The following is an 8,629-nucleotide window of genomic DNA, read 5'->3' as shown; positions in this document are numbered from 1 at the left end:
GGCGGCCGGGGCCGACGGCTGAGCGGGCGCGGCGGCGGGCGCCGCCGGAGCCTCGGCGGCCGGAGCAGCGGGCGCAGCCGGCGCGGGCTTGGCCGGGCCGGGCTTGGCGCCGGCGGGACCAGGCCGGGCGCCGGCGGGACCGGGCTTCACGCCGGGACGGGCCGCGCCGGGGCGCGGAGCACCGCCGGACGGAGCAGCCGGCGCGGCCGCGGGGGCCGAACCGCCCTCAGCCGCGAGCGCAGCGCGGAGCTTGCGAGCCACCGGGGGCTCGATGGTCGACGAGGGGCTCTTGACGAATTCGCCGAGCTCCTTCAGCTTCGCGAGCGCGACTTTGCTGTCGACGCCGAGTTCGGAAGCGATCTCGTGTACGCGTGGTTTTGCCACAATTCTCCTGTCTGAAGGCCCACCCTCGGACAGGGCGGACCGCTTAAGCGCGGACGGGTCTCATTTCGAGCCGTTCACTTCGTGTCCATAGCCGTTCAGCCTTTGCGCTGGTGATCAATGTGGAAATCCTGCGTATCCAGTGGGCCGGATACCCGCAGGGCTCGTCCGAAAGCACGGCGCCGCAGAGCGGCATCCACGCATTCATCCGTGTCATGCACCCACGCGCCACGACCCGGCAGCGACGCGCCGCGATCTGCGATCAAGGCGCCGTCGCGGGCCACGACTCGGAGGAGCGAAGACCGGGAGGCACGCGCGCGGCACCCCACGCACGTTCGAACAGGATCCATTCTACCCCCTCGGCCGAGTGCGAGGTTTCGTCACGACTCCAGGATGGAGTCGGGCTGGATGTCGATCTTCGCTCCGGTGAGCTTGGCCGCGAGACGGGCGTTCTGGCCCTCCTTGCCGATGGCGAGCGACAGCTGATAGTCGGGAACGAGCGCCCGGACGGCCTTGGTCGCGGCGTCGAGGACGAAGCTCGAGGTCACCTTCGCGGGCGAGAGCGCGTTGGCCACGAAGGTCGCGAGGTCGCCGTTGTGGTCGATGATGTCGATCTTCTCGCCGCCGAGCTCCTCGGTGACGGCCCGAACGCGACGCCCGAGCTCGCCGATGCAGGCGCCCTTCGCATTGATCGAGGGATCATTGGCTTTGACCGCGATCTTCGTGCGGTGCCCGGCCTCGCGGGCGAGCGAGGTGATCTCCACCAAGCCGCTGGCGATCTCGGGGACCTCCATCGCGAACAGCTTGCGGACCAGGCCCGGGTGCGTGCGCGAGACGGTGATCGAGGGGCCCTTGGTGCCCTTCGAGACCGAGGTCACGTAGACGCGGAGCCGGGATCCGTGACGGTACTCCTCGCCCGCGACCTGCTCCTCGGGGGGCAGGATCGCCTCGATCGTGCCGAGGTCGACGTGCACCATGCGGGGGTTCGGCCCCTGCTGGATGACACCGGCGACGATGTCGCCCTCCTTGCCGCGGAACTCTCCGAGCACGGCGTCGTCGGCGATGTCGCGCAGGCGCTGGCTGATGACCTGCTTCGCGGCGAACGCGGCGATGCGTCCGAAATCGTCGGGCGTCGACTCCTCCTCGCCCACGACGGCGTCGTCCTCGTCGCGGAGCGGGATGAAGATGGCGACGTGACCGGTCTTCCGGTCGAGCTCGGCGCGGGCACCCTCGGGCAGCTCGCCGTCGGGGGACGTGTGCTTGGCGTAGGCCGTCAGAACCGCCTGCTCGATGATGCGGACGAGTTCGTCGAAGGGGATCTCCTTCTCTCGCTCGACCGTGCGCAGCAGTGAGAGATCGATGTCCATGGTGCCCTCCGTATTCAGCTCTCGGCCGGTCGCGCGTGGCGTCCCGGCATCCCTCCAACGTTACCCGATCGAGGCTGCGCCGTGGTTGCGCGGTCGATTCGCCGGCGACGCATCTCACGTCGCCCGGCACGGCGCCTAGGCTGGCGCGATGGGCGAACCGGTTCACGACGCAGCACGGGCTCTGGAGCGGCAGCCCGCGGCGAGGGCACTCGCCCGCGGCGGCTACGTCGCGAACGGACTCGTGCACCTGCTCATCGGCTCGCTCATCGTCGCCGTCTCCTTCGGCGGCGAGCAGGACGCCGACCAGACCGGCGCGTTCCGCGCGGTCGCAGAAGTGCCCGCGGGCGCGGTCGTCCTGTGGGCGGCGGCCGCGCTGCTGGCCGCCCTCGGACTGTGGCATCTCGCGGAGGGGATGCTGGCATCCCGGCGCCGATCCGGTGCGGCCGCGTGGGGACTCCGACTGTCGGAGTGGGGACAGGCCGTCGTCTTCCTGTTCTTCGGAGGCCTCGCCGCCGCCGTCGCCCTGGGCGCCCGCCCGCAGGCCGACGAGACCGCGCAGGACGCGAGCCGCGGCATCCTGTCGCTGCCGGGTGGCGTCTTCGCGATCGTCCTCGTCGGTGTCGGCGTGGCCGTCGCCGGAGTCGCCTTCGGCGTGATGGGCGTCCGGCGATCGTTCGAGAACAAGATGACGCTCCCCGACGGGGCCGTGGGCGCCGTCGTGGCAGGACTCGGCACCGTCGGGTTCTTCGCGAAGGGGGTCGCCCTGGCCTCCCTCGGCGTCGTGCTCGTCGCGGCCGCGGCACGATCCCGGGCGGATGAGGCCGGCAGCCTCGATGCCGCGATCCGGATGCTGCTCGGGCTGCAGTTCGGCCCGGCGATCGTCATCACGGTCGGCGCCGGCCTCATCGCTTACGGGGTCTTCACCGTGCTCCGCGCGCGCTACGCCCGCCTCTGAGCGGGTTCGGGCGCAGTTCGTCGCATCGGGCGCCGAGTTATCCGCGCCGCACGTGAGGAACTGCGCCCGACGTCGGCGCGCTGCGGGGTCAGCGCTGCGTGAGCCGTGCCAGCGCGTCGGCCACGGGCACGACGTCGCGCTCGTTCGTCCGGCGGTCCCACAGCTCGACCTGGCCCTCGGCCGCGCCGCGCCCGACGATGAGGATGCGCGGCACGCCCACCAGCTCGGCGTCGCCGAACTTCACCCCGGGCGAGACCTTCGGACGGTCGTCGTAGACGACGTCGAGGCCGGCGGCGTCGAGATCGGCCGACAGCTTCTCGGCGAGGTCGAACGCCGCGGCATCCCGCCCCGTCGCCACGACGTGGACATCGAACGGTGCGACCGAGGCGGGCCAGACGAGGCCGCGCTCGTCGTTGTTGAGCTCGGCGATGATCGCGAGGATGCGGGTGACGCCGATGCCGTAGGAACCCATCGTGACCGTGACGAGCTTGCCGTTCTCGTCGAGCACCTTCAGGCCGAGGGCCTCGGCGTACTTGCGGCCGAGCTGGAAGACGTGACCGATCTCCATGCCGCGTGCGAGCGACACCGGGCCCGAACCGTCGGGCGCCGGGTCGCCCTCGCGGACGCTCGCCACCTCGACGAACGCATCGGCGGTGAAGTCGCGCCCGGCCACGAGGGAGTGGACGTGCTTCTGGTCGATGTTGGCGCCGGTGATCCAGGCACTGCCGTCGACGACGCGAGGGTCGAGGACGTAGCGGATGCCGGTCGCCGACTCCTCGCCGAGCACGGGCCCCTCGGGAGACCAGGGACCGATGTACCCCTTGACGAGCAGCGGGTGCTTCGCGAAGTCCTCTGCCGTGGCCGGCTCGACCTCGGCGGGGGCGAAGGCGACCTCGACGCGCTTGTCGTCGACGTCGCGATCACCGGGCAGACCGACGACCACGAGCTCGCGCGTGCCGTCGAGGTGCGTGAGGGCCAGAACGACGTTCTTGAGCGTGTCGGCGGCGGAGTACTCGCCGTCGAGCACCGCGTTCGAGTGGGCGACGAGCGTGTCGATCGTGGGCGTGTCCGGCGAATCGAAGACCACCGGCTCGGCGAGACCGTCGAGCGGATGCGGCTCGGGCGCCACCGTCGTGAACGCCTCGACGTTCGCCGCGTAGCCGCCCGCGGAACGGACGAACGTGTCCTCGCCGACGGGGGTCGGGTGCAGGAACTCCTCGGACCGAGAGCCGCCCATCGCTCCGGCATCCGCCTGCACGATGACGTACTCCAGGCCGAGGCGCTGGAAGATGCGCTCGTAGGCGTCGCGCTGCGCCTGGTAGCTCGCATCCAGCCCGGCGTCGGTCGCGTCGAACGAATACGCGTCCTTCATCGTGAACTCGCGGCCGCGCAGGAGGCCGGCGCGGGGGCGCGCCTCGTCGCGGTACTTGTCCTGGATCTGGTAGATCGTCAGCGGCAGGTCCTTGTACGACGAGTAGAGGTCCTTCACCAGGAGTGTGAACGCCTCTTCGTGCGTCGGTGCGAGAAGGTAGTCGGCGCCCTTGCGGTCCTGCAGGCGGAAGATCCCGTCGCCGTACTCGTCCCAGCGACCGGTGGCCTCGTAGGGCTCGCGCGGCATGAGCGCCGGGAAGTGCACCTCCTGGGCGCCCGCGGCCGCCATCTCCTCGCGGATGATCTGCTCCAGGCGGTTCTTGACCCGCAGCCCCAGCGGCAGCCACGCGAAGATGCCCGGGGCCTGGCGACGGATGTAGCCGGCGCGGACGAGCAGCTTGTGCCCGATGACCTCCGCGTCGGCGGGGTCTTCACGGAGCGTGCGGAGGAACAGGTGCGACAGACGGGTGACCACCAGTGAAGTCTACGGATGCCGCGGCCGCCGGTTTAGCCTGGGCGAATGAGGACCGTGCTGCTCACCGGATTCGAACCCTTCGCAGGCGACGCGACGAACGCCTCGGGCGATGCCGTCGAGGTCGTCGCCCGTGAGTGGGACGGCCCCGAGCGGCTCGTCGCCGCGATCCTGCCCGTCGAGTTCCGGCGAGCCCGCGACACGCTCGTCAGGCTGCTCGTCGAGTACACGCCCGAGATCGTCATCGCGACCGGCCTGGCCGGCGGGCGAGCGGACATCACGCCCGAGCGCATCGCGATCAACCTGATGGACGCGCGCATCCCCGATAACGCCGGCTTCCAGCCGACGGACGAGCAGTCGATGGCCGGCTCGCCCGCCGCCTACTTCTCGACTCTTCCGGTCAAGGCGATCGCCGCCGCGATCGCGGAGGCCGGCATCCCGGCATCCCTCTCCCACTCCGCCGGGACGTTCGTCTGCAATCACACGATGTTCGCGGCTCTCGACCTCCTCGATCCCGAGTCCCAGCGCGGAGGATTCATCCACGTGCCGTACGCGAACGAGAACGCACCGGAAGGTCAGCCCTCGCTGCCCCTCGCCGACATCGCGCGCGCCCTGCGGATCGCCGTGCGCACCGCGCTCGACACCGAGGTCGACGACTCCTACGTCTCGGGGACGATCTTCTGACCCGGTGACGCCGGGGCGTCGCCGGACGCCGGAGGATCGGCTCGAGAGCACGACGGCCCCGGGCACCGAGGTCCGCGTCACGGAACCGATCTCAGGCGGTGACGACCTGCGCGGTTCCGAGGGGGGCGTCGGGACCGAGCTCGTCGGCGATGCGGCGGGCCTCCTCGATCAGGGTCGCGACGATCTCCGACTCGGGAACGGTCTTGATGACCTCTCCCTTGACGAAGATCTGCCCCTTGCCGTTGCCCGAGGCGACGCCGAGATCGGCCTCGCGGGCCTCGCCCGGTCCGTTCACGACGCAACCCATGACGGCGACGCGCAACGGCACCGTGACATCCTTCAGCCCGGCGGTCACGTCATCGGCGAGCGTGTACACGTCGACCTGGGCGCGGCCGCACGACGGGCACGACACGATCTCGAGCTTGCGCTCGCGGAGGTTCAGCGACTGCAGGATCTGGTGGCCGACCTTGACCTCCTCCGCGGGCGGGGCCGACAGCGAGACCCGGATCGTGTCGCCGATGCCCTCGCCGAGCAGGATGCCGAAGGCGGTGGCGCTCTTGATGGTCCCCTGGAATGCCGGCCCGGCCTCGGTCACGCCGAGGTGGAGCGGCCAGTCGCCGCGTTCGGCGAGCTGCCGGTAGGCCTTCACCATGACGATCGGATCGTTGTGCTTGACCGAGATCTTGAAGTCGTGGAAGTCGTGCTCCTCGAACAGCGACGCCTCCCAGACCGCGCTCTCGACGAGGGCCTCCGGCGTGGCTTTGCCGTACTTCTCGAGCAGGCGCCGGTCGAGCGAGCCGGCGTTCACGCCGATCCGCAGCGAGACGCCCGCAGCTCTCGCGGCGGCGGCGATGGCGCCCACCTGGTCGTCGAACTTCCGGATGTTGCCGGGGTTCACCCGCACGGCGGCGCATCCGGCGTCGATCGCCTGGAAGACGTACTTCGGCTGGAAGTGGATGTCGGCGATGACCGGGATCTGACTCTTCTTGGCGATGATGTGCAGGACGTCCGCATCGTCCTGCGACGGCACGGCGACGCGCACGATCTCGCAGCCGGATGCCGTGAGCTCGGCGATCTGCTGGAGCGTCGCGTTGATGTCGGTGGTGGGCGTCGTCGTCATCGACTGCACGCTCACGGGCGCGCCGCCGCCGACGAGCACCTTCCCGACGCGGATCTGCCGGCTCTTGCGGCGCGGGGCGAGGACGTCCGGAACCTGGGGCATCCCGAGATTGACAGCTGGCACGCGCACAGCCTACGCGGCGGGTCGGCGCACCGGCTGGGAGCCGCGCCCCCGACTCGCGGAGAACCGGGGTGTGCTAACTTCGCCCCATGCGCACGCGCCTCTCCTGGTGGCACACCGCCTAGGCGGTGTGTCCGACGTGCACACGACAACAGACCGCCCGGCGTTGAAGGCCCGGCGGTCTTCTTCGTGGGGCGGGCGCTCCGACGACGAAAGACGACGATGACCGGCTCCCTCCCGACGCTGACCGATCTCGCCGCGAGCGGCGCCCCGTTCGCCCTCATCGCCCGCGACGGTGTCACGGTCGAGGTGCTCACCGGCGACGTGATCGATGTCGACCTGCTCCGCGACATCCCCCTCCACGACCCCGACGGCACGGCGCGCGAAGTGCTCGCCCTGGTCCCCTTCCGTCAGGTGGTCGAGCGCGGATTCGTCTGCCACGACGATCGGGCGCCGCTCCGGTGCCTGCAGGTCTCCCAGCACCGCGCTCTCCCGCTCGCTGACGCGCTGCTCCAGCTGCCCACGGAGCGCGTCCCCCTCGAGGACGCCGGTTTCGACATCGACGACGACGAGTACGCCGCGATCGTGCGCCGCGTCATCGCCGACGAGATCGGCCGAGGCGAGGGCGCGAACTTCGTCATCCGGCGCGACTTCACGGCGCGCGTCGACGCGGATGCCGCGACCGCCGGCCTCGCCTGGTTCCGCGCACTGCTCCAGCACGAACGAGGCGCGTACTGGACCTTCCTCGTGGTGACCGACGGGCACGTCGCCGTCGGCGCGAGTCCGGAGGCTCACGTGAGCGCGCGCGGCGGGGTCGTCACCATGAACCCCATCTCGGGAACCTTCCGGCATCCGCGCGGTGGAGCGACGCCCGGGACGCTCACGGAGTTCCTCTCCTCGACGAAGGAGACCGAGGAGCTCTTCATGGTCGTCGACGAGGAGCTCAAGATGATGTCGGCCGTCTGCTCGGACGGCGGGCGCATCACGGGACCGCACCTGAAGGAGATGTCGCGGCTCACGCACACCGAATACATGCTGCGCGGCACCAGCACGATGGACCCGCGTGACATCCTCCGCGAGACGATGTTCGCTCCCACGGTCACGGGGTCGCCGATGCAGAACGCCTGCACGGTCATCGCCCGCCACGAGCATGCACCGCGCGGCTACTACTCCGGCGTCGCGGCGCTCTTCACGCCGACGCCGACCGGCGAGCACGACCTCGACGCGCCGATCCTCATCCGCACCGCGTACGTCGTCGACGGGACGCTGCGCGTGCCGGTGGGCGCCACCCTCGTGCGGCATTCCGATCCCGACGGCGAGGTCGGCGAGACGCACGGCAAGGCCGCCGGTGTGCTCGGCGCCATCGGCGCCGTCGAGCGCGACGACCTGCGTCCCGCCGTCGACGAGGACGCCCCGATCGCATCGCGCGAACGGCTGGCCGACGACCCGGCCATCGCCGCACTCCTCTCCTCGCGCAACTCGCGGTTGGCCCCCTTCTGGTTGGAGCCGCAGGCGGCCGAGGGCGGCCCGTACGCCGGTCGCGAGGTGCTGGTGGTGGATGCCGAGGACCGCTTCACCACGATGCTGGGCCACCAGCTCCACCACCTCGGGTTCACGCCGCGCATCGTGCTTTGGCACGAGGTCACCGATGCGCAGCTCGACGAGGCGGGCTTCGTCGTGTTCGGGCCGGGACCCGGCGATCCCCGCGACGGGACGAACCCGCGCATCGCGCGGATGCGCTCGGCTCTCGGCCGCCGGGCGGACGCCGCGCTGCCCTTCCTGGCGGTGTGCCTCAGCCATCAGATCCTGGCCCACCGACTCGGCATCGACCTGGCGCCGCTGGCCTCGCCCCACCAGGGCCTGCAGAAGAGCGTCGACGTCTTCGGCGCGCTCGCCTCGATCGGCTTCTACAACACCTTCACGGCGCGGGTGACGCCCGGCACCGAGCGGGTCGGCGACGACGGTGCCGCACGCGCCGCCCAGGTCGCGGCGGATGCGGTCAGCGGCGATGTGTACGCGCTGCGCGGCGCCGGCTTCGCCTCGGTGCAGGGCCACCTCGAGTCGATCCTGTCGCGCGACGGTCTGCCGACGCTCGAGCGCCTCGTCGGCTTCGCGCTCGCCCCGACCGGACGCTGACCCGCGGCGCGGGGCGCACCCGG

General features: G+C 71.0%; 8 protein-coding genes. 3 read left to right on the top strand and 5 right to left on the bottom strand.

Annotation, left to right across the window (positions count from 1 at the left end):
- From F6B42_RS05840 to nusA, 3 genes are all read right to left on the bottom strand, one after another.
- The coding region (locus F6B42_RS05840) for a translation initiation factor IF-2 N-terminal domain-containing protein (RefSeq protein ID WP_191089274.1) at nucleotides 1-384 on the bottom strand (384 nt) is incomplete at its 3' end.
- A 95-nt stretch (nucleotides 385-479) separates the two neighbouring features.
- Nucleotides 480-731 (bottom strand): YlxR family protein, encoded by a 252-nt coding sequence (locus F6B42_RS05835; protein ID WP_150418584.1) that lies wholly within the window; start codon nucleotides 729-731, stop codon nucleotides 480-482.
- A 30-nt stretch (nucleotides 732-761) separates the two neighbouring features.
- Nucleotides 762-1,748, bottom strand: a complete 987-nt coding sequence (gene nusA / locus F6B42_RS05830) for a transcription termination factor NusA (protein ID WP_150418583.1) — start codon at nucleotides 1,746-1,748, stop codon at nucleotides 762-764.
- Between the two features lie 148 nt (nucleotides 1,749-1,896).
- On the opposite strand from nusA, the gene F6B42_RS05825 reads away from it, so the two are divergent.
- Nucleotides 1,897-2,703 (top strand): DUF1206 domain-containing protein, encoded by an 807-nt coding sequence (locus F6B42_RS05825; RefSeq protein ID WP_150418582.1) that lies wholly within the window; start codon nucleotides 1,897-1,899, stop codon nucleotides 2,701-2,703.
- Nucleotides 2,704-2,791: 88 nt separating this feature from the next.
- Here the strand turns inward: F6B42_RS05825 and F6B42_RS05820 are convergent, their stop codons facing one another.
- Nucleotides 2,792-4,549: a proline--tRNA ligase gene (locus F6B42_RS05820; protein ID WP_150418581.1), complete on the bottom strand. Its 1,758-nt coding sequence runs from the start codon at nucleotides 4,547-4,549 to the stop codon at nucleotides 2,792-2,794.
- A 45-nt stretch (nucleotides 4,550-4,594) separates the two neighbouring features.
- Here F6B42_RS05820 and pcp point away from each other — a divergent pair, with 45 nt between their 5' ends.
- Nucleotides 4,595-5,230 carry a pyroglutamyl-peptidase I gene (gene pcp / locus F6B42_RS05815; RefSeq protein WP_191089273.1) on the top strand — a complete coding sequence of 212 codons (636 nt, stop codon included), beginning with the start codon at nucleotides 4,595-4,597 and terminating at the stop codon, nucleotides 5,228-5,230.
- A gap of 91 nt (nucleotides 5,231-5,321) precedes the next feature.
- Here the strand turns inward: pcp and ispG are convergent, their stop codons facing one another.
- Nucleotides 5,322-6,452 carry a flavodoxin-dependent (E)-4-hydroxy-3-methylbut-2-enyl-diphosphate synthase gene (gene ispG / locus F6B42_RS05810; protein ID WP_150418700.1) on the bottom strand — a complete coding sequence of 377 codons (1,131 nt, stop codon included), beginning with the start codon at nucleotides 6,450-6,452 and terminating at the stop codon, nucleotides 5,322-5,324.
- A 240-nt stretch (nucleotides 6,453-6,692) separates the two neighbouring features.
- Here ispG and F6B42_RS05805 point away from each other — a divergent pair, with 240 nt between their 5' ends.
- Nucleotides 6,693-8,606 (top strand): anthranilate synthase family protein, encoded by a 1,914-nt coding sequence (locus F6B42_RS05805; protein ID WP_150418580.1) that lies wholly within the window; start codon nucleotides 6,693-6,695, stop codon nucleotides 8,604-8,606.
- Nucleotides 8,607-8,629: the final 23 nt, after the last annotated feature.

It is taken from the genome of Microbacterium radiodurans, from assembly GCF_008710705.1.
In the GTDB taxonomy this organism is placed as follows: Bacteria; Actinomycetota; Actinomycetes; order Actinomycetales; family Microbacteriaceae; genus Microbacterium; species Microbacterium radiodurans.
This window is presented reverse-complemented; position numbering and strand designations above follow the sequence as displayed.

Excerpts from the sequence above, each read along its gene's own strand:
- F6B42_RS05835 (WP_150418584.1), bottom strand. The coding sequence starts at position 731 with ATGGATCCTGTTCGAACGTGCGTGGGGTGCCGCGCGCGTGCCTCCCGG.
- nusA (WP_150418583.1), bottom strand. The coding sequence starts at position 1,748 with ATGGACATCGATCTCTCACTGCTGCGCACGGTCGAGCGAGAGAAGGAG.
- F6B42_RS05825 (WP_150418582.1), top strand. The coding sequence starts at position 1,897 with ATGGGCGAACCGGTTCACGACGCAGCACGGGCTCTGGAGCGGCAGCCC.
- F6B42_RS05805 (WP_150418580.1), top strand. The coding sequence starts at position 6,693 with ATGACCGGCTCCCTCCCGACGCTGACCGATCTCGCCGCGAGCGGCGCC.
- pcp (WP_191089273.1), top strand. The coding sequence starts at position 4,595 with ATGAGGACCGTGCTGCTCACCGGATTCGAACCCTTCGCAGGCGACGCG.
- ispG (WP_150418700.1), bottom strand. The coding sequence starts at position 6,452 with ATGCCCCAGGTTCCGGACGTCCTCGCCCCGCGCCGCAAGAGCCGGCAG.